Genomic DNA, 20,479 nt, shown 5'->3' on the forward strand with positions numbered 1-20,479 from the left:
ACATCAATAAATTAATTAAGCAAATGAAAAGAATATTACTGTTGTTATTCCTATTAGTAACAACCTTTGCGAGTGCGCAAACCGCAACCCCTACAACCCTTATCAAAACCGTTATTCCATTTGAACAACGCGACGAAACTTCTTGGATTACCCGTTATCAAAAGGATATTACCAACTACCAAAAGGAGAATAAACGCTTAAAAGACCTCTCTTGCGACGTACTCTTTCTGGGGAGTTCATCTATCAATCTGTGGGATACTATCTATGAAGATTTCGCTCCACTGAAACTCATTCGTCGTTCCTACGGAGGGGCTACTTTGCGCGATATGATTTACAATTACAACACTATCGCCAAAGGCTATACCCCTAAGAGCATTTTGCTATACGTGGAAAACGATTTGGGCAATCATAAGGAAGGTGTAAATGCCGTGAAGTGCTTTGATCTTTTCCGTATATTTATCGACAAACTCAAAAAAGACTACCCCAATACGCCTCTGATTGTAGTATCGCTAAAACCCTCACAACACAAAGCCGACCAGCTGAAAGACCAGCTATTGGTAAACGCCCTTTTAGAGGAAAACGCCTCCGCACAAGGCTATACTTATGTAGATATTACCAAAGTAATGTACGATGAAGCGGGTAATCTTCGCACTGATATCTTTAAAGAAGACAACCTACATATGAATGCCGAAGGTTATAAGCTCTGGACAGCCATTCTCAAACCGCTTCTTATTAAAAAAGTGAGAGGAGAATAGATTAGCAAGTTAACCGATTAACAGATTTGTAAATGAAGAGTGAGACGTATAATATTTTAGATTGCTGAAAAAATGTTAAAGTATGCTAAAAGGACAAGAAAAAGACAAACTTTTTTAGGAGGTACTCATTTTTCACCTTAAATAACTAAAATACTAATAATCATTTTATTACATTACTTTTTATGTTTTACTTTTCAGCCACTTTGGACGAACCTAAAGCGAACCTAAGGCGAAGGTAAGGCGAAGCTAAACCGAAGATAAGGCGTTACTAAACTGAAAATCAATTGGCTAAAAAGAGGTATGAAAATCTGAAGAAAATATGTTAAAAATTAGTTTTTGACGAAAAAAACGCAAAAATATTATCTCTGAAAAAAAATGAAATTTGTTTTATTAAGAGGTAGTATTTCTATTTGCTCAATTCTAAGAACACTAACAACTAAAAATGACTAATATGAAAAATATAAAAACTTTACTGCTTTGCTGTGTCGTAGGTACGCTCTCAGCCCAGCAAACGCCTGTTTATTTAGACGCTTCGCAACCCATTGAGAAACGTATAGACGATGCCCTCTCGCGAATGACCTTAGAGGAAAAAGTAGCTATGTGCCACGCTCAATCTAAGTTCAGTGCCCCTGGCGTGCCCCGCTTGGGTATTCCCGAAAACTGGATGACCGATGGTCCTCACGGCATACGCCCGGAAGTACTCTGGGACGAGTGGAATCAAGCAGGATGGACAAATGATAAATGCACCGCTTTCCCCGCTCTCACTTGCCTTGCTGCCACGTGGAATCCCGCTCTCAGCAAAGCCTACGGAAAAGCCATAGGTGAAGAAGCCCGCTATCGCAACAAAAACGTACTCTTAGGTCCTGGGGTGAACATCTACCGCACTCCTCTCAACGGTCGCAATTTCGAGTATATGGGTGAAGACCCTTATTTGACTTCCAAAATGGTCGTGCCTTATGTACAAGGCGTGCAAGCCAATGGCGTTTCCGCTTGTGTGAAGCACTATGCACTTAACAATCAAGAAATCAACCGCCATACAGTGAATGTAAAGGTAGACGACCGCGCCTTGTATGAGATTTACCTCCCCGCTTTTAAAGCCGCTGTGCAAGAGGGAAAAGCGTGGAGCATAATGGGGTCTTATAACAAATACAAAGACCAATGGGCTTGCCAAAACCAATATCTATTGCAAGACATCTTGCGCAAAGAATGGGGCTTCGACGGTGCCGTAGTATCCGATTGGGGTGGAGTGAACAACACCGATGGTGCTGCCCTCCACGGATTGGATATGGAATTTGGTACTTGGACTGACGGAATGGCTGAAAACCGCTCGAATACTTACGACCATTACTTCCTTGCACAACCTTTTCTCGAAAAACTGAAATCAGGAGAAATAAAAGAAGAAGTAGTAAATGAAAAGGTGCGCAATATCCTCCGACTCATATTCCGCACCAATATGGCAGCCAATCGACCCTTTGGGTCATTCGCCTCACCAGAACACTTTGCTGTAGCTCGCAAGATAGGACAAGAAGGTATCGTACTGCTCAAAAACGATAAAAATGTACTCCCTATCGATGTTAAAAAAGCGAAAACCATAGCCGTAATAGGTGAAAATGCTATCAAAATGATGACTGTAGGTGGAGGAAGTTCCTCACTGAAAGCTGTTCACGAGATACTCCCCTTAGACGGAATTAAAAATCGTGTGGGCAATACTGCCAAAGTGCTCTATGCACGTGGCTATGCCAGTGACGATTACAAAGACCAAGACGGGCTTGCTGCCAACGACATTACCGACAAACGTCCTGCGCAAGAACTCCTCGCCGAAGCTGTTAAAACCGCTAAACAAGCTGATGTAGTCATCTTTATAGGCGGACTTAACAAACACGATGGTCAGGATTGTGAGGGGAACGATCGTAAACAATACGGCTTACCTTACGGACAAGATGCCGTGATTGAGGCTTTGGCAAAAGCCAATAAAAACTTAGCAGTAGTGCTTATTTCCGGCAATGCAATGGCGATGCCTTGGGTGAAAAGCGTACCGGCTATCGTACAAGATTGGTATTTAGGCTCCGAAGCAGGTAACTCCCTCGCCGATGTACTCTTCGGTGATGTGAACCCCTCAGGAAAATTGCCTTTCACTTTCCCAGTGCGTTTGGAAGATAATGGAGCTGTAGCCTTAGGCGAATACCCTGGGGACAAAGATGTTACCTACAACGAAGGCATTTTGGTAGGTTACCGCTACGCCGATACCAAAGGTGTAAAACCGCTATTCCCTTTCGGTCACGGACTTTCTTACACTACTTTCAAATACGGCAAACTCACCGCCGACAAGAAAACCACCAACGGCGATATCAGCTTCTCAGTAACAGTACAGAATACCGGCAAACGCGATGGCGCTGAAGTAGTACAACTCTATTTGCATGACGAAGAAGCCTCAGTATTACGTCCGTACAAAGAACTCAAAGGTTTTGAGAAAGTATTCTTGAAAGCAGGAGAGACTAAAACTATAACTTTCCACATCACCAAGCAAGACCTATCTTTCTTCAATCCTGAGCAACACGCTTGGGTAGCCGAAAAAGGCACCTTCAAAGCCTTAGTAGGCACCTCTTCAGGCGACATTAAAAGCACAGTAGATTTCACCTTAGAATAATTTTTTTTTTACTTTTCATATGAAAAAAGCTTGAAGTCTTGTGGACTTCAAGCTTTTTTGCTTAAAGGAGCTTGAGACATTTTGCCAAAGTTGGATTGGCGACAACATTTTTTCATCATTTATCATTTATCATTCGCAATTGTTTTTTATCTTTGCCACATTATTAAGTGTCTATAATGAAGAAAAACATACTCCTCGCCCTGCTTTCAGGGGCTTTACTCGCTTGTGCGTGGGTAACTTACGGCATTACTGCCCTTATATTCATTGCCTTAGTGCCTCTCTTACTAATGGAAGCGCGTATTAGGCGTGATTACCAACATACCAAACGCAAGGTGTTTGCACTCTCTTATTTGGCTTTTCTCACTTGGAATATCCCTACCACCTGGTGGATATGGTACTCTACCCAAATAGGAGCAATTTTTGCTATTTTGGCAAACACTCTCTTGATGACACTCACTTTCTTCCTCTACCATATCGTAGCGAAACGTATGAACCGCAAAGTGTCGCTCGTTTTCTTAGTAGCGATATGGCTCTCTTTTGAGAAATTCCACCTCACGTGGGACGTTTCTTGGCCTTGGCTCAATTTGGGCAACGTCTTTTCCGAACAAGTTACGTGGATACAGTGGTACGAATATACGGGCACCTTCGGGGGCTCACTATGGGTATGGCTTGTGAATATCGTACTTTTTATAGGCTTAACTAATTATCTTTCTACTAAAAACCGTAAAGCATTTGCTCGAAAAGTAGGGGTGGCAATGCTCCTTTTTGCTATTCCTGTGGTGATTTCGTATTTCCAGTATATCAATTATAGCGAAGCAGGCAAAAAGACAATCAATGCTATTGTTTTACAACCTAATATTGATCCTTATCAAGAAAAATACGCACTTTCCAATCAAGAAGTAGGTAGACTCTTGGTACAACTTGCCGCTGAAAATATAGACGACCAAGTGAATTTTATCATCACTCCCGAAACGGTTTTTGCTGAGAATATTAAGTTACAAGATTTACCTGTTTCGTGGGAAGTATCTATTTTGCGTACTTTACTCAGTCACTATCCTAATGTAAACTGGATAACAGGAGCTTCTATGATTGAGTTTGTAAGAGACAAAGCCCAGACAACCTCACAAAGCAACTACTTGCCCGACTATGGTTTTTGGTACAACGATTATAATTCGGCTTTCTTGCTCAATCGCAATGCCGAAGTACCATTGTATCACAAGAGCAAACTGGTGGTAGCAGTAGAAAATTTCCCTTATCAGCAGGTGCTAAAACCTATTTTAGGCGAAACCCTTATCAACCTTGGCGGTACGGTAGCCCTGAAAACTACCCAGCCTGAACGCACTGCCTTTGCAGGAGTAGACACCGAGGGCAAGGCAGCACCTATCATTTGTTATGAGACTATCTATGGTGAGTTTGTAACGGGCTATATTAAGAAAGGGGCTAACTTCTTGGCTATCCTTACCAACGATGCGTGGTGGCGCGATACACAGGGTTACAAACAACTACTCAGTTACACCCGCTTGCGTGCGATTGAAACCCGTCGCAGCGTAGCCCGCAGTGCTAATACAGGCGTTTCGGCTTTTATCAATGGTAGGGGAGATATACTCAAAACCCTTCCTTACGGCACCCGAGGTAGTTTGAAAGGTACCATCGCCTTAAACGACGAACTCACATTTTACGTTCAAATGGGCGACTACATCGCTCGCATTGCGTATTTCTTGGCGTTTTTTGTTTTCTTGTATGCGGTATTGAGGAAACGTGAAAAAAGGTCGTAGCACGACGGGCAATTAAAAATTTTGGTAAAGTTGAATAACCTCTATTTGCATCACTTTTCTAACGACTAAAAAACTAACGAGTAGTAAATCGTATGGAACACTACATTTCAAACGAAGTCCTTCTGCTTGAGCAACTAACGGCTATTATAGAAGGCGATACACAACTGAAACTCTCAGAAGAAGCGGTAATTAATATCGAAACTTGTCACCGTTTTCTCAGTGATTATCTCCAAAAAGACCCCAAAGCTCTGAACAATCTTTCGGTAGATTCTATGTCACTCTTGCGCCATTATGCTTGTGGCATAGGAGAGCGCATTCCTAACGAGATTGTCAAGCTGATGCTTTTCCTAAAAATACAATCCTTCTCCTACGGCTATAGTGGGGTGCGATTAGCTTTGGTACAACGTCTCATTGACTTTTATAATCAGGGGGTCTTCCCTGTAGTTTATTCCAAAGATATCCCCGATGAACGCATTGCCTTAGCACACCTTGCCTTGCCTCTGTTTGGTGAAGGCGAAGTGTGCATACAGCACAAAGTCTATTCGGCTCAAGAGTTAGAAGGCAAATACGGTTGGCAACCTCTATCGTCAGAAGGACGCGAAGCCGATGCCCTGCTGAATGGTACCCAGCTCACCACCGCTTATGGCATCTACAACCTTAGCAAATCGCTCAAACTTATTCAGTGGGCTGATTTTGTAGCATCGGTTTCCACACAAGTATTTGGAGGTAACCTCTCGGCATTCTCGGAAGCAATGCAAGTGGTACGTCCGCACAAAGGACTTGTAGAAACTGCCGAGCACCTTCGTATGCTTCTGAAAGACAGTGTCCTCTCTGAGCACCCACAAGCCTTCTCGTCTATGCCCGAAGCTTTTTGCTCTATCCCTCAAATACACGGAGCCGTCCGAGAGTCGATTGCGGCTATTCGTAAGGTAATTAAAACCGAGATGAACTCAGTTACCGATAACCCTATTCTCTTCCCCGAAACTCAAGAAGTTATCTTCGGAGGTAATTCACATACTCTGCCTCTCTCATTGGCAATGGACTTTTTGGCGATTACCCTCACCAGCTTAGGCAATATCAGCGAGCGACGCGTGTTCTACCTGCTTTCTAATATCGGTAAAGAGATAGAAACTGAAATAGATTACCCCATTTTTCAACGAATTATTGAAGGAATATTGAACGAAAACCGTCGTCTTTCCACTCCTGCGAGCATCGAGAGTCCGATTTTATTTGAAAAAACAATAGACATTAAAGGAATGGGTGGTAGTTCGGCTATTAAATGCGATCAAGTAGTGAAAAATATAGAAGAAATATTAGCTATTGAACTCATTTTGGCTACTTCACTGTGGAAAAAGAAACAATTTGAGCATCATTCAGCTTTATTTAAGGAATATCTCTCTTTTATGGCAGAAGAGGAAGTAACTACCCTCAAGAAGCAAATAGAGCACACAATAAGGTTTTTTGAAATGAACAATGAATAATTGATAATTAATTCATATCTTTGGGGCAAAATTGTTCAATTTTAATTGTTAAAAAGTTATGCTGAAATTACAAACTGTTCTTTCTTTGGTATTATCGATGTTTGCGTTTCATATATTTGCACAAGGCGAAAAACCTAATAACTTGACGATGTTTGTAGGCACTTATACCGAAGGAGGCAATTCTAAAGGTATTTATACCTACCGTTTTAATCAGGAGAATGGAACTTTCGAACTGCTGAGCAGTGCCACCGCAGCCAATCCTTCTTTCTTGACGTTATCCCCCGATGGAAAACATCTGTACGCAGTAAGCGAATATAACGACGGGCGACAAGGAGCTTATTCGTTTGATTTGAGTCAAGATAAAGCGCATTTGAGTTATCCCGTTTTTCAATCTACCGTCCCTAAGGAGGATTCTAAGGAAGAGCCGAAACAGGCGGGTGCTGACCCTTGTCATATTGTTACTGACGGGAACTATGTAATTACGGCTAATTATACAGGGGGCGACATCAGTGTTTTCCCGCTAGATGCAGAAGGTAAATTAAAAGCAGAGACACAGCATATTGCTTTTGTAGGAAAGACACCCAAGCGCGTGGCACATATCCACTGCATTATTCCCACCCCTGATAAAAAGTATATATTAGCAACTGATTTGGGCAACGACCGCGTGTATCGCTTTCGTTACAACAAAAAAGCACGTAAAAACGCTGAGTTACTCACCGCTCAGCGAGTAGCTTATGAGATGAGCGACGGACAAGGACCTCGTCATCTTACGTTTAGTAAAGATGGACGTTTTGCTTATTTGATAGGCGAATTGGGCGGAGAGTGTGTTGTGCTCGGCTATCACAAGGGCAAACTGAAAGAAGTGCAACGCTTAATGGCTGATGAAGGTGGCGGACGAGACAGTGCCGATATACATATCAGTCCAGATGGGCATTTTTTATATACCTCACACAGATTAAAGAAAGACGGCATTGCTATCTTTGCTATCGACCCTGAGAAGGGTACTCTCACGAAAGTAGGATACCAACTCACAGGTATTCACCCCCGCAATTTTGCGATTACCCCCAATGGTAAATATCTTTTAGTAGCTTGCCGAGATGATAATAAAATACAAGTGTTTCGGCGTGACGAAGCAACTGGTAAGCTCACCGATACGTCGCTTAATATCAGTGTAGATAAACCTACTTGTGTGGCGTTTGCAAAATTGAACTAAAATCAGTACTTTTGTCACACAAAATTAAACAAACCAAAAAAATGAAATCTTTAAAAGATAAAGTCAAAGACTTTATAATGTATTTATTTGACAGTGTAAAACAAAACAAGATAATTTCTAAAGACTACCTTATTGCAGAACTTACACCAGATGCTATGGTGGTGTTACAATCAATATCAGATATTCAGTTTAGGTATAACATAGCTTATGTATCTGTTAACCCTTCAGAACTAAAACATATTTTTGATAGACATTATGGTGAAAATGAAAAGGCACCACAACAAGGGAAGCCTCTTACAGATACAGATATTGCTCTTATGGTAGATGTTTTGGATAAACCTGATAAACTTATTTCATTAGGGTATATAGAAAAACATCAAGCTGAAACTTATTTGTTTTTGAAAAAGAATGAAGATAATACAGTTGTAATTATCGAAGTATTTGGTAGTAAAAATAATAAATTACGGCTAAAAAGTATGTATAATAGTGTTAAGTCAGAAGAAAAAATAATAGAAGATGAGTTAAAATCCTTACTCAACACGCCCGATAACGCTTCTGGGTTATTAGCCCAGCGAGTCTATGACTTTAACTCATCTCCGGGTACAAAAGTACAACATCTTTTGCAATTTACCAAAGAATTGCCAATAAAATAAGTTCTATTCCACAAAATTATTAATTATTCTCAATTGTTCATTGTTTATGACCGACTTAGAAATCGCCCAAAAGGCACAGATGCTCCCTATCAGAAAGGTAGCTAAAAAATTAAACATCAGTGAGGACGACCTCGACCCTTACGGGAAATACAAGGCTAAACTACCGTTGCACCTCATCGACGCTGAGAAGATGAAAAACAGTAAGTTGGTGCTCGTTACGGCTATTACTCCTACCCCTGCTGGCGAGGGAAAAACAACGGTGAGTATTGGTCTGACGGAAGGACTTAACAAAATAGGCAAAAAAGCGATTGCCGTATTGCGTGAACCGTCGTTAGGGCCTGTTTTTGGTATCAAAGGAGGGGCAGCTGGTGGAGGATACTCACAAGTAGTACCTATGGAGGACATTAACTTGCATTTTACAGGCGACTTTTCGGCTATTGAGAAGGCTAACAACCTATTGGCGGCTGTCATTGATAATAATATCCAAAGTAAAACACACTCTATTGGCATCGACCCACGCACCGTAGTTTGGAAGCGCGTAATGGATATGAACGACCGTGCGCTACGCCATATAGTGGTAGGTTTAGGCGGTGCTACTCACGGAGTACCTCGCGAAGACGGTTTTAACATCACCCCTGCTTCTGAGATTATGGCAATACTATGTCTTGCCGAAAGTTTTTCTGACCTGAAAAAACGTATTGGCAATATCTATGTAGGCAAGAAATTTGACGGTACCCCTGTATTTGCGCGCGACTTGAAGGTGGTAGGGGCTATGGCGCTTTTGCTCAAAGAAGCCATCAAGCCTAACCTCGTGCAAACGCTCGAAAACAATCCTGCTATCTTGCACGGAGGCCCGTTTGCTAGCATTGCCCAAGGTACGAACACTGTATTGGCTACCAAAATGGGACTATCGTTAAGTGACTACGTGATTACCGAAGCAGGTTTTGGCGCTGACCTTGGGGCTGAGAAATTCCTCAATATCAAATGTACTTCAGCAGGATTAGCTCCCGATGCAGTGGTGATTGTAGCAACTATTCGCGCCTTGCGTCATCACGGAGGGGCTAAAAAAGAAGAATACAACACTCCTTCCTTGCAAAAAGTGAAACTCGGTATTGCCAATTTGGAAAAACACATCGAGAATGTGCAACTTTTTGGTCTCAAAGCAGTGGTAGCGATTAACTATTTCCCTAACGATAGTGAAGAAGAGATAGCCTATGTAAAAGAAGTATGTGCTCAAAAAGGGATAGAAGCTATTGTGAGCAAAGGGTTTAGTGAAGGAGGTAAAGGTACTGAAGAGCTCGCCCACGCGGTGGTCGCTATAGCCCAAAGTGGTGAGAGTCATTTTAGTCCGCTATACAGCAATGAAGCGAGTATAGAAGAAAAAATAACGGCAGTAGCTACTAAGATTTACGGAGCGAGCAAAGTGAATTACAACAGTAAAGCCGTAAGTCAGTTGAAGCAAATCAAAACATTAGGCTTTGATAAAATGCCTATTTGTATAGTGAAGACGCCTAAATCGCTCAGTGATGACGAGAAGAAACTCGCCCGTCCTACCGATTTTGAGGTAACCGTGCGAGAGTTTGAGTTTGCCTCAGGGGCGGGCTTTGTAATCCCAATCTTGGGCGATACTGTGCGTATGCCGGGACTCCCCAGTGTGCCTGCCGCCGAAGGTATGGATATAGATGACGAAGGAGTTATCACAGGACTCTCTTAAAAGGTAAAAAGAGCTTGTTCGGAAAGTTTTGCTTTGAAGAGTCTTTGCAAAACACCCCTACGAATGTAACGAAAATATGATTGATTAAGTTAGTTTTCAACTTTGCCAAAATTTAAAACTTTGGCAAAGTTTGCGATGCAAAGCCAGCGAATACTTGTAGCTGGGTATGTGACGATTTTTAGACTTTTTGGACACTTCTTTACTCAGCTTGTACTCATACTACACTTAAAACGGATAATTGATACCGAAGTTGAACACGGTTTCTTTGATTCTGAATTTCTTTATCCAGCGGTTGCTCATTTCTTCGGCAGGGTCATATGTAGGTATACCCATATCGAGGCGAATTACAAAGAAGTTGAAGTCGTAACGCAAGCCAAATCCGGTACTTAACCCCACATCTTTTAATGAAGAAAGGTCTTTAAACTTATATTCATCAAAACGAGTATTATCGGCTACGTTCCAGATATTTCCCACATCGGTGAAGAGGGCGCCTTTGAGTGCTCCTAAGATAGGGAAACGATATTCGAGATTGAGCGTAATCTTCATATTGGCTTCGTTGTAATCTAAAATTGAACCACTTGAACCAGGTCCTAAACGATAGGCTTTAAAACCACGGTTATCGGTAGTACCTCCGGCAAAGTAGCTTTGTGAAAACGGAATATTATCGGAGTTACCATAAGGGATAGCTATCCCTAAGAAGGAACGGAATGCTAATGAACTCTGTTTGGCTATGGGGAAGTGCTTGATAAAATCGACCTCAGCTTTGGCATATTGAGCGTATTCTACCCCAAAAATCTTATTCTTAGTACTACCTTCGGTATTGACCACTTTATAAGTAGCTGTCAAAGCATTGAGCAAACTCCCCGCTCCTTCTATCTTGAAACGCAATTGTGAGAAGTTGCGTTCAAAAAACTGTGATTTGCTATTGATGATATAAGTAAAACTACTTGATACAATAAAGTCATTATTTGTAATACGACGATAGCGTTCAGAAATAGCATATATAGGCAAAATATCTTCACCTTGAACTACCAAATTCCTTTCGAATACATCATTTATAAAGTTAAAAGTCCCCTCAGTAGGGGTAAGATTGCCTTTGTCGTCTACATATCGGCTACCTAAACTGTATTTTTTAGCAATATCGTTCAGCCTTTCATAAGTACTTTGGTAAATATTGAAGAAATTACCTGGGTTGATATTGTTTACGTATTGTACGTTTATCAGATCGAAAATGACTTTGTTCTTTTGCTTACGCGGATTCCATACATAGCGCAACAAACCCGAAGTGGTACGTTTGTCGAGCCCTATATTTGTTTGGTAGCTCATACCCGTTTGCAAGATAGTTTGTGGGGTCATATAATAGGGGATGAGCTTGCGCGTATTCAGCGGGAAAACGATAGAAGGAAAGATGAAACGTATATCACCACTGACTTCTGAGGTATTGAAAAAGCGTGTATCTTTAAGCGTAGGTTGTGAGGCAAAAGTACCTTGCAAGTTCAGTTCTAAGGTTTCTGCTCCACGAAAGACATTGCGTGCTGCAAACGAAGTTCCTACCCCAAAACCTATCGCCTCAATCTCAGAACGCTTTACCTCATTGGTAAGTCGCAATGAAAACTTATCTAAGGACGAAAGGTAGATATTCGCATCGAGTTTGTTTTGCAAGGTGTCATTGGTAGCGTATTTGAAGTCCATATTTGGGTAGCGGAAGACGCGCAGGTTGTTGAACTGTCGGTAAGTATTTCCGCGCTCTAAATCGGAGTAGATTTGTCCTTTTTTGAGGCTTGTAGCGTGATACAACACCCGTGGACGATAACGCAACTTGTCCTTGTAATAAATAATCATATTGCGGTACTCCAAAGAATCTAAAGAGCTCTTATCTACCTTGTTGTCGTAATCGGTATACAGACGTACTTTATTGATGTAGTGCATCTTATACTTCTTGGCGGTAATTACATCGCCATCGCGTTCTATAAGGTCGCCTATATCAGTAGTTACTTGCAGTTTGTTGTCTTTTTGAGTTTTAACCGTATCGCGCTCGATTTGGAAGTTGATAGAGCTTTGCTGAAAGGTATAAAAACCGTTGTTGCGAAAGAGCTCGTATAGGCGTGAACGTTCATTGCTAAAATCGGTAAGCTGGTAAGGAGCTCCTGATTTTAGGAACGTTTTTGCCTTGTTTTGTTGGTAAACTGAATCTATTTCAGGGGAAGTGATATGGGTCTTTAAGCTATCGATATAATAGCGCTCGCCGGTAGTGATATAATAGCCCACTTTGGCTTGTTGTTTTTCTTCATTAGGGAGAATAAAGATGCTATCAGTTACTTTGTTATTGAAATAGCCTATACTTCTGAAATAAGCTCCCAACTGCTTGGTGGATTTGTGTACGCGTGCTGTATCTAAAACCGATGGGGCTTCGCCTATCTTCTGCAACTGGTGATCGATGCCTGAAACGAAAAACGACTTCTGTAAGCGACCTACTTGTTTTTTAGAGAGAAAACCATCTAAAAACCTATGCCAACGAGGGTGTGTATCGAGCCATTGGACAAAATCCTTTTCGGCATTAGGGTTTCCTAAATTGTAGATATATAGACTGATAGGCATTCCTAAAACATACGAATTGGGCTTTTGTAATACAAAATTGTTTATCTTTGCATCGTCGGTCTTAGTGCCATTCACATATACGAGGTTTTCACGGAGCAAATGGCGGTCGTTAGGGACACGCTTGGTAGCATCGCACGAAAAGAGAGCAATGGCTAACACGAATAACAGACTGATAACGCTTAGTTGGGAAAGAGATTTTCTCACAAGTTTTTGTTTTTAGGGCTCAATAATAAGAATTTTCAAAGAAACAAATCTCTTTTTTAGGAGAGAAATTGAACAAATTAAAAGAATCTCCCTAAAGGGAGAGAAATCGAGCAAACCACAACAAATCAAACAAAAAGCAACCATTTATTTGTTTGATTTGAATAGATTTATTTAATTTCTAAGGTGCAAGCCTTATCATTTTTTGGCAAAAATACACAATTATTTTATGCTTAGCAAAAATCAAGTAAAATTAATTCAGAAATTACAACAGAAGAAATACCGCAATGAGCTGAATCTCTTTATAGTAGAGGGAAAAAAGAGCATTGTGGAATTTCTGCAAGCGGGTTACCGTTTAGAGTTACTTATCGCTACCGAAGTGTTTGGCACAGCGCTGAACGGTCAGCCTATTACCTTAGTGAGCAAAGAGGAACTGCGGAAGGTGAGTAGCCTTAAAAATCCCGATGAGGGCTTGGCGATTTTCCACCAACGCCAACATAAGGGCATCTTGCAAGAGGGTGTAATCCTCGCCTTAGACAACGTGCAAGACCCTGGTAATTTGGGTACGCTTATCCGCCTCTGCGATTGGTTCGGTATCGAAACGCTTATCTGCAATAGCCAAACGGTGGATTGCTACAACCCGAAAGTAGTACAAGCCTCTATGGGTTCTCTCACAAGGGTTGCCGTGCATTACGTGGATTTAGCAGGCTTCTTGGCAACTTGTGCGCTACCTTTATACGCAATGGATTTGGACGGTGAGAACCTCTACACTACCGAATTTCCCGAAGATTGTGTGCTAATCTTAGGCAACGAAGCTAACGGTATTAGCCCCGAAGTACGCGCCTTGGCTGATGGCATTATCACCATTCCGCGTTTTGGCAAACTGCAACAGACGGAAAGTTTAAATGTGGCAATGGCGGGAGCGATAGTGGTGAGCCAGGTAAGAAAATTAGCAAATTAGAAAATGAGAAAATGGGAGAATGAGGAAATTGGCAAATTGGGCGCGAGTTACAAGCTTGAACTAGCAGAGGGATTGTTAGTTTATTCAACTTTGGCAAAGTTTAAAACTTTGCCAAAGTTTGAGATGAAAAAGCGATGTGTTAGAAGGGGTTGGAGGATTCGGAAGATAACGGAGAGATTCAAAAGAAGGTTAAGAGAAGTTTTGGTGAAAAAGGGGTGTAAGATGGGTGAGGTTAGCTTATAGAGAGCTTATAGGAAGCTTATACGAATCTTGGACGATTGGTATAGGAAGGGTGTATAAGTAGTTGATTCATATTGTGATACAACAACGCTAAAAATGTTAAAAAAGAGGTTTCGAGGCGAAAGAAAAGGAATAGGCAATAAGCCTTAGGCCATAGGCACTAGGGAGGTAACATTCCCCTTTGCACATACCCAGCTGTCGCGGGGCACATACCCAGCTATCGCTGGCTACCTTCAAAGGGGGAATGAGGAGAGGCTCATTGGGGGGCTTCTGTCAAATTGTCACCTTTTTAGCCTTTGGCAAATTATTTGCTACCTACTAACGAAATAAACTAAAAATGAATCATTATGATTACCGAAGATATTAAAAACGATGACTTAGAACTTGAACAAGAGGCAACTGATAACACTCCTTCGGAAGAAGTTGAAGAACCTACTTCTGTTGAAGAGCCCGAAGAGCCCGTTAAAGAAACTTCAGAAGACCTTCTTGCGAAAGAGAAGGACAAGTTTTTGCGTTTGTTTGCTGAGTTCGAAAACTATAAGAAGCGCACTGCGAAGGAACGTGCAGAACTCTTTAAAACTGCTGGACAAGACATTTTGTCAGCCTTGTTACCTATAATAGACGATTTTGACCGTGCTTTGGTAGAATTGGCTAAATCGGCTGATGAACATACTCTTAAAGGGGTGGAACTCATCTATAATAAACTAATAAACACTCTCAAATCAAAAGGATTAGAGAAAATAGAAGTTGCCCCTAACGATACTTTTGACAGTGAACATCACGATGCAGTTACCCAAATTCCTGCCCCTACTCCTGAAGACAAAGGCAAAATTGTAGATGTTGTGCAAACAGGCTACAAATTAGGCGATAAAGTAATACGTTTCCCCAAAGTAGTAGTAGCACAATAAGGAGGAAGGAATGAAGAAAGATTACTACGAAATATTAGAAGTACAGAGAACGGCTACCGCTGCTGAAATAAAAAAAGCATATCGGAAGCAAGCCTTGAAATATCACCCAGACAAGAACCCTGGTGATAAACAAGCTGAAGAGAACTTTAAATTGGCTGCCGAAGCCTATGAAGTGCTCAGCGATGATAACAAACGCGCCCAGTACGACCGCTTTGGTCACGCTGCCTTTGAAGGAGGTATGGGAGGCGGAGGCTTCTCGATGGACGATATATTCAGTCAGTTTGGAGATATTTTTGGTGGGCATTTCTCGGGCTTTAGTGGTTTTAGTGGTTTCGGAGGAGGAAGCGGTCAGCAACAAGTGTACGTAAAAGGAGAAAACTTGCGTATACGGGTGAAAGTTACGCTTGAAGATATCGTAAAAGGCACTGAGAAGAAAGTAAAAGTACGCCGTAAGGTAAAAGCTGAAGATACTACTTATAAAACTTGTCCTACTTGTCACGGACGCGGACAGGTAGTACGCCAAATGAATACGATGCTAGGCGTAATGCAAACGGCTACTACTTGTACTGCTTGTGGAGGCTCGGGCGAAGTGATTGACAAACGTGGTGCTGACAGCGATTCGCAAGGATTAAAAACCATAGAAGAGACTATCCCTATCACAATTCCTGCAGGAGTGATAGATGGTATTCAGTTAAAGATAAACAACAAGGGTAATGAAGCGCCTACGAAAAATGGTGTAGCGGGTGATTTGCTTGTGCTCATTGAAGAACAAGAACACGAAACCTTAAAACGCGAAGGCGACAACTTGCATTACGACCTTTATATTAGTTTTCCTGAAGCGGTTTTAGGTGCTTCTAAAGAGATTGAAACGGTTACAGGAAAGGTGCGCATTAAACTAGACGAGGGAATACAGTCAGGGAAGATATTGCGCTTGCGTGGTAAAGGTGTACCTAACTTGCAAGGACGGGGTGCCGGTGACCTTATCATTCACGTGAATGTATGGACGCCTAAAAAGCTCACTGAAAAGCAAAAAGCCTTCTTTAAGGAAATGCAAGAAGACGAGAACTTCGCTCCTAAACCCGACAAGAACGAGAAATCGTTTTTTGAGAAAGTAAAAGAAATGTTTTCATAGGTTATTATTTTACTTAATAAACAAAGAGAGACTGCCAAGAAGGTGGTCTCTTTTTTGTTAGGTAAAAGGTGGAAACCGCAGAGACAGATTAATTAGCAAATTAGAAGATGAGAGAATTAGAAAATGGGGTGCGAGCCTAAGTTAGAAAAATAAGGCTGTGCTTTGTAAAATGGGGAGGTGTTTAGTCGTGTACTTTCGGAGAAAATCGGAGGAGTTGGGAAAAGGAGGTAAAAGAGAAAAGGCAAAGACAGTAATAGATAGTATGTATGTGAAATAATATGGAAGAAATATTACTATTGTTTATATTGAGGAAAAGTTGTACTTTTGTATTTTAGTAATAGAGTCAAATCGGGCAAGGTGAACGATTCAGAAGGGTTTGTCTTTGGCGAACTAATTATATGTGAGCGAATTGCCTTTCGCCTTTACGATGACTAAAAACTAACGAACTATGTTAAAAGATATATTGAACTTTAGGAGAGCAGTGCGTTATTATGCGCCTACACCCATAAGTGAGGAGAAGGTGCGCGAATGTCTTAAACTCGCCACACTGGCACCTACCAGCTCTAATATGCAGTTGTACGAGCTCTACCACATCACCGATAAGGCTTTGTTAGAGAAATTAGCACACGCCTGCCTCGAACAGCGTACGGCTACCACGGCACAACAAATGGTGGTTTTCGTTACTCGTCAAGACAAACACCGCGCTCACGCTCGTGCTATCTTGGAGTTTGAGCGTGGCAATGTACAGCGGAACAGTCCGCCCGAAAGGCAAGCCAAGCGTATTAAAGATAAAGAGGCATATTACAGTAAACTGATGCCTTTTGTGTATAGTAGATTTTTCGGGTTGCTAGGACTCTTCCGCAAAGCGTTTGGGGTGGTTACCAGTTGGTTTCGTCCTATGATGCAACAGCTCTCGGAAGGCGATATTCGCGTAAGTGTACACAAAAGCTGTGGACTCGTAGCGCAGACCTTTATGCTGGCAATGGCAGAGGAGGGTTACGATACGTGTCCGTTAGAGGGTTACGATAGCAGGCGCATTAAGAAGTTGTTACACTTGCCTTGCGGAGCAGAAGTGAATATGGTGATTACTTGTGGACTTCGTGAACAGCGCGGTATCTGGGGCGAAAGGTTTAGATTGCCGTTTGAGGAAGTGTACAGACATAATGATTAATGGTTAATGAATAATGATTAGATATAATAACTGTTTAATAATTCAAATATATGAAACTTAGGAACATAATTTTTACTTTTTTAGTTGCTATTAACTTGGTAAATGCCAAAACAGAGCCTGTAACTATTCAGGGAGCTGTAGGAACACTTCGCGGAGTGGTAACCACTCCTGATACTGTGAAAAAGTCACAGAAAATCCCTACTGTGATTATCTTCCACGGACTGACTAGCAATAAAGACAAAAAGCTATATGCTACTTTGGCAGATAGCTTAGCGGCACACGGTATTGCCTCAGTACGCTTTGACTTTAACGCACACGGCGAAAGTGAAGGAGATTTTAAGAAAATGTCGTTAGATAATGAGTTAGAAGATGCACGGCGCATAATGGCATTTACTAAAAGACTCCCTTTCGTAGGAAAAATAGGTTTGATAGGACACTCGCAAGGAGGGGCTATAGCGATGCTTTTGAGTGCAGAATTAGGAAAGAAAAACGTTAAAGCATTAGGCTTATTAGCACCTGCTTCTACAATTCACGACATACTATCACAAGGGGTACTGTTCGATGCCACTTTCGACCCATTGAATGTACCTGAGGAGCTTTCCTTTTTTGGAGGGAAAGTAACTGTAGGGAAGGACTATATCCTCTCAGCACAACGGTGCAAACTCATTCAGAAAGCGAGAGCATATAAAGGCAATGTATTGGTAATTCACGGTACAGGCGATAGGATGCTCTCTTATACTTACAGTGAAAATCTGCCTTATTTCTATAAACATTGTAAAGTAAGTCTCATTGAAAAGGGAGACCATTTGTTTACCTCGAAAGAAGCGCAAGCAGCAGAGATGATGACACAATTTATGCTGAAAAACTTAAAATGATTAGTAAATGTGCTAACAACTGATTGGCTAATTAAAAAAATATTCGTATCTTTGCACTTTAACTAACAACCTTAATAAAAATGTATCCAATAAAATTTAAACCTATCCTCAAAGAACGCCTTTGGGGAGGTACTAAACTAAAAACATTATTCAACAAACCTATTGAAAGCGATATTACAGGCGAAAGCTGGGAAGTATCAGGCGTACCTGGTGATATCTCGGTAGTAGCCAATGGGGCTCTTGAAGGTAAAAGTCTGCAGGAACTCATTGATTTGTACTCTAATGAACTATTAGGCAAACACGTGCACGAGCGTTTTGGTCACGATTTCCCTATCCTTATTAAGTTTATAGATGCACGCGAAGACCTCTCTATACAAGTACACCCTAATGATAAATTGGCAAAAGAACGCCACAACTCTTTTGGTAAAACCGAAATGTGGTATGTGCTTCACGCCGATGCAGGAGCTGAACTGATTGTAGGCTTCAACAAAACAGTAACCAAAGAGGAGTATGAGCAGCACCTCAATAGCGGTACACTCACAAATATTCTCAATTACGAAAAAGTGAAAGATGGCGATACTTTCTTCATCAATACGGGCAAAGTACACGCCATAGGTAAGGGAATTATCATTGCCGAAATACAACAAACCAGCGACATCACCTACCGCGTGTACGATTTCAACCGTCGCGATAAAAATGGTAACCTGCGCGAACTCCACACTGAACTCGCTCTTGATGCTATCGACTACGAGAAGAAAGACGACTTTAAAGTGGCTTATACCAAAGACTCTAACACGGTAAACAAAGTGGTGAATTGTCCTTATTTTATTACCAATTTGCTACCGCTTACCGCCGATTATGAAAAACAACTTTCACAAGACGATTCTTTCCATATCTATATGTGCGTAAAAGGCGAAGGAACCATCGGTGATGGCACTACCGAATTGCCTATCAAGCAAGGTGAAACAGTGCTTTTCCCTGCTTCTTGCCACCAATTAGAGGTAAAAACCAAAGGAATGGATTTATTGGAAGTATATATTTAGACAACTAAAAACTAAAAATATGTTATATCGTTCAAGAATTAAGGGATTAGGATTTTACGTCCCTGAAAACGTAGTTACTAACGACGACCTATCCAAACTAATGGATACCAGCGATGAATGGATTCAAGAGCGCACCGGTATTCAGCAGCGTCATCACGCACTAAGAGGTAGTGACACTACTACCTCAATGGGTGTAAAAGCAAGTTTGAAAGCTATTGAAGCCGCTAAAATCAATAAAGAAGAAATAGACTTTATTGTGTTTGCAACCCTCAGTCCCGACTTCTATTTCCCTGGTTGTGGGGTATTGGTACAAAAAGAATTGGGGTTGCCTACTGTGGGAGCTCTCGATATCCGCAACCAATGTTCGGGCTTTATCTATGCTCTTTCAGTAGCCGACCAGTATATCAAAACGGGTATGTACAAAAATATCCTTGTGATAGGAGCTGAAACCCAATCGCCCGCGCTGGATATGACCACTCGCGGTCGCAATATGGCAGTGCTCTTTGGCGATGGTGCAGGTGCTGCTATTGTTTCCCGCTCTGATGATTCCGAACGCGGTATTCTCTCCACTCACTTGCATAGCCAAGGTGAATACGCCGAACAATTAGCAATGATTACCCCAGGGGTAGGTACCAAATGGGTAACCGAATTATTGGCAGAAAACGACCCTAACGATGTGAGTTATTACCCTAATATGAACGGTCAGTTTGTATTTAAAAATGCTGTGGTTCGCTTTGCGGAAGTGATAGAAGAGGGATTGAAAAGCAATGGTCTTTCTCACAAAGATATTAATATGTTGATTCCTCACCAAGCTAATTTGCGTATCTCACAGTTTGTACAACACCAATTCAAACTCACTGATGAACAAATATTCAACAATATAATGAAGTACGGTAACACTACCGCAGCTTCTATACCTATCGCCCTTACCGAAGCAGTTCAACAAGGCAAAATCAAGGACGGAGACCTCGTAGTACTTGCTGCCTTTGGTAGTGGCTTTACTTGGGCAAGTGCTATCATCCGTTGGTAGGCTATAGCGTGGCAGGCAGTCACAGTGTGACATAGAATAAAAAGGCTGTTGAACAGATAAGTTTGTTCGACAGCCTTTTTTA

15 protein-coding genes are annotated in these 20,479 nt (G+C 41.6%); 14 read left to right on the plus strand and 1 reads right to left on the minus strand.

The genetic code is table 11. The features are described 5' to 3' along the window. The first annotated feature begins 23 nt into the window (after nt 1-23). The 7 genes from AM608_RS05745 to AM608_RS05775 all read left to right on the plus strand — a co-directional run bounded on the left by AM608_RS05745 (nt 24) and on the right by AM608_RS05775 (nt 10,238). Nucleotides 24-755: a GDSL-type esterase/lipase family protein gene (locus AM608_RS05745; protein ID WP_053581839.1), complete on the plus strand. Its 732-nt coding sequence runs from the start codon at nt 24-26 to the stop codon at nt 753-755. Nucleotides 756-1,197: 442 nt separating this feature from the next. Continuing rightward, nucleotides 1,198-3,402: a glycoside hydrolase family 3 C-terminal domain-containing protein gene (locus AM608_RS05750; RefSeq protein ID WP_172672748.1), complete on the plus strand. Its 2,205-nt coding sequence runs from the start codon at nt 1,198-1,200 to the stop codon at nt 3,400-3,402. A gap of 176 nt (nt 3,403-3,578) precedes the next feature. Next, nucleotides 3,579-5,177 carry an apolipoprotein N-acyltransferase gene (lnt, locus tag AM608_RS05755; protein WP_053581057.1) on the plus strand — a complete coding sequence of 533 codons (1,599 nt, stop codon included), beginning with the start codon at nt 3,579-3,581 and terminating at the stop codon, nt 5,175-5,177. Between the two features lie 92 nt (nt 5,178-5,269). Beyond that, nucleotides 5,270-6,658 carry an aromatic amino acid ammonia-lyase gene (locus AM608_RS05760; RefSeq protein WP_053581058.1) on the plus strand — a complete coding sequence of 463 codons (1,389 nt, stop codon included), beginning with the start codon at nt 5,270-5,272 and terminating at the stop codon, nt 6,656-6,658. Nucleotides 6,659-6,716: 58 nt separating this feature from the next. Then, nucleotides 6,717-7,871, plus strand: coding sequence for a lactonase family protein (locus tag AM608_RS05765; protein ID WP_053581059.1), 1,155 nt, complete (start codon nt 6,717-6,719; stop codon nt 7,869-7,871). Between the two features lie 41 nt (nt 7,872-7,912). Next, nucleotides 7,913-8,524 carry a hypothetical protein gene (locus AM608_RS05770; RefSeq protein ID WP_053581841.1) on the plus strand — a complete coding sequence of 204 codons (612 nt, stop codon included), beginning with the start codon at nt 7,913-7,915 and terminating at the stop codon, nt 8,522-8,524. A 46-nt stretch (nt 8,525-8,570) separates the two neighbouring features. Continuing rightward, complete coding sequence (locus tag AM608_RS05775; RefSeq protein ID WP_053581060.1) at nt 8,571-10,238, plus strand: formate--tetrahydrofolate ligase; 1,668 nt, start codon at nt 8,571-8,573, stop codon at nt 10,236-10,238. 225 nt (nt 10,239-10,463) lie between these two features. On the opposite strand, the gene AM608_RS05780 is transcribed toward AM608_RS05775, so the two are convergent. Next, entirely contained in the window at nt 10,464-13,040 is a 2,577-nt protein-coding gene (locus AM608_RS05780) for a BamA/TamA family outer membrane protein (protein WP_053581061.1), read from the minus strand. Between the two features lie 226 nt (nt 13,041-13,266). Here AM608_RS05780 and AM608_RS05785 point away from each other — a divergent pair, with 226 nt between their 5' ends. The 7 genes from AM608_RS05785 (at nt 13,267) to AM608_RS05820 (ending at nt 20,397) form a co-directional block, all read left to right on the plus strand. Next, nucleotides 13,267-13,998 (plus strand): RNA methyltransferase, encoded by a 732-nt coding sequence (locus AM608_RS05785; RefSeq protein WP_053581062.1) that lies wholly within the window; start codon nt 13,267-13,269, stop codon nt 13,996-13,998. Between the two features lie 587 nt (nt 13,999-14,585). Further along, a complete protein-coding gene (locus tag AM608_RS05795; protein ID WP_009416985.1) occupies nt 14,586-15,146 on the plus strand; it encodes a nucleotide exchange factor GrpE in 561 nt (186 codons plus the stop codon). Nucleotides 15,147-15,156: 10 nt separating this feature from the next. Continuing rightward, nucleotides 15,157-16,278 (plus strand): molecular chaperone DnaJ, encoded by a 1,122-nt coding sequence (dnaJ, locus tag AM608_RS05800; RefSeq protein ID WP_053581064.1) that lies wholly within the window; start codon nt 15,157-15,159, stop codon nt 16,276-16,278. Between the two features lie 448 nt (nt 16,279-16,726). Beyond that, a complete protein-coding gene (locus AM608_RS05805; RefSeq protein ID WP_053581065.1) occupies nt 16,727-17,449 on the plus strand; it encodes a nitroreductase family protein in 723 nt (240 codons plus the stop codon). A 50-nt stretch (nt 17,450-17,499) separates the two neighbouring features. After that, the gene (locus AM608_RS05810) at nt 17,500-18,324 is read left to right on the plus strand and encodes an alpha/beta hydrolase (RefSeq protein ID WP_053581066.1); all 825 of its coding nucleotides are present in this window, start codon (nt 17,500-17,502) and stop codon (nt 18,322-18,324) included. Nucleotides 18,325-18,404: 80 nt separating this feature from the next. Next, nucleotides 18,405-19,367: a type I phosphomannose isomerase catalytic subunit gene (locus tag AM608_RS05815; RefSeq protein ID WP_053581067.1), complete on the plus strand. Its 963-nt coding sequence runs from the start codon at nt 18,405-18,407 to the stop codon at nt 19,365-19,367. Between the two features lie 19 nt (nt 19,368-19,386). Then, on the plus strand, nt 19,387-20,397 hold the full coding sequence (locus AM608_RS05820) for a 3-oxoacyl-ACP synthase III family protein (RefSeq protein WP_053581068.1): 1,011 nt from the start codon (nt 19,387-19,389) through the stop codon (nt 20,395-20,397). The last annotated feature ends 82 nt before the right edge of the window (nt 20,398-20,479 follow it).

Origin of the sequence: Capnocytophaga sp. oral taxon 323 (assembly GCF_001278825.1) — a bacterium.
GTDB lineage: Bacteria > Bacteroidota > Bacteroidia > Flavobacteriales > Flavobacteriaceae > Capnocytophaga > Capnocytophaga ochracea.